Consider the following 1,443-nt stretch of genomic DNA (forward strand, 5'->3'; position numbering starts at 1 on the left):
CAGCCATGACCGTCAGTTTGTATCGTCTCTGGCGACCCGCATCATTGAAATCACGGAAGATGGTGTCGTCGATTTCCACGGAACTTACGACGATTACCTACGCAAACAGGGTGTTGTTGAAGAGTAATTTTGTTGAAGAGCAAATAGCTAATGGGGCAGAGATTTCTCCGCCCTGTTCGAGACTCAACGGTTTATTCGATACCGAGTAATTCCACATCAAAGATCAGTACAGAGTTGCCGGGGATTTTACCGGCACCACCGCTACCGTAAGCCAGATTGGCAGGAATAAACAGTCGAAACTTGTCGCCTACCGACATCAGCTGCAGACCTTCGGTCCAGCCGGGAATCACCTGATTCAGTCCAAAGGAAATCGGATTTCCACGGTCTACAGAACTGTCAAACACCTGACCATTAATCAGCGTACCGTGATAGTGCACTCTTACTTTGCTGGTGGCCGCAGGGTGATCTGAATGTTCACCCTTTTCCAGAACCTTATACTGCAATCCGGACTCTGTGGTCATTACGTCTTCTTCATTCTGGTTCTTTTCCAGAAAAGCCTGACCCTGAACCAGGGCTTCCTGAGCCTGTTGCTTTTTCTGATCAATGCGGCGTTTGCCAAAGAACAACACGACAGCGATAAAAATAATAAAGATAACAGTAGACACAAAGATCACCCGGACTGTGGATAAGTCGATGAAAAATACCCTATCCTGACCGACAACTCAAAAATCTAAGCCCATAAACCTTTCCATTATTGATGCTTTTTCTGGTCTTTCTCCTCTTCCTTGACAGTTTCTGCGGGCTCTGGCTTCGGATTAACCAGCTTTTCCTCTCTGGGCCATTGTCCACTCTGCTTGCGGGTACCCATAAACAGAACGGCAACCATACCCACCAGAATCAGCCCCATCTGTACCATAAAGATCAGCATGATCAGTGGCAGCATCACTATAAACAGGCCCGTTAGAATGACGGTGCCCAGAATCGCTTTAAACGGGCTGATGGCAGCGCCATCCCGCTGCTCAAAGAAAACAGCCTTAACTTGATTGAAACCATTTTTTAATTGCTTGAGCCATTTTTCCATGATTTACCTCGATAAGAGAGGGGGATTAGTCATGGCTCCAATATAGAGGGCTGTGGATAAACAGATTGTGTTCAGTGGATTAAAGTTTGTTAATGGAAAATGGTTGTGCTGATAGGCGACGCTGTTCGATGCAACTGGCCGGTCAAGGACTGCTTTGACGAAGACTAAGGGAGCTAGTAGTCCCTTTCTACATCACCTCTGCTCCATTTATAAACACTAACGCCAATTACGGGTGAATATACACATGCTGATATGCCTCCATGGATTAAAGCACCTCTCAACGCCCTAACGTGGGGTGATCCAGAGTAAATACAATATCCTGTAACAGCGCCTATACATGCATGTGGAGTCACCCAAAAAAC

At 46.4% G+C, this 1,443-nt stretch carries 2 protein-coding genes; both read right to left on the reverse strand.

Translation table 11 applies throughout. From position 1 onward, the window contains the following. Positions 1-191: 191 nt before the first annotated feature. Complete coding sequence (locus KDK18_RS05805) at positions 192-665, reverse strand: FKBP-type peptidyl-prolyl cis-trans isomerase (protein ID WP_257253867.1); 474 nt, start codon at positions 663-665, stop codon at positions 192-194. An 86-nt stretch (positions 666-751) separates the two neighbouring features. Beyond that, positions 752-1,081: a hypothetical protein gene (locus KDK18_RS05810; protein ID WP_257253868.1), complete on the reverse strand. Its 330-nt coding sequence runs from the start codon at positions 1,079-1,081 to the stop codon at positions 752-754. Positions 1,082-1,443 lie beyond the last annotated feature (362 nt).

The sequence above is a fragment of the Endozoicomonas sp. SESOKO3 genome (genome assembly GCF_024606255.1).

Bases quoted from the DNA above. Each gene is read 5' to 3' on its own strand.
- KDK18_RS05810 (WP_257253868.1), bottom strand. From the start codon at position 1,081: ATGGAAAAATGGCTCAAGCAATTAAAAAATGGTTTCAATCAAGTTAAG.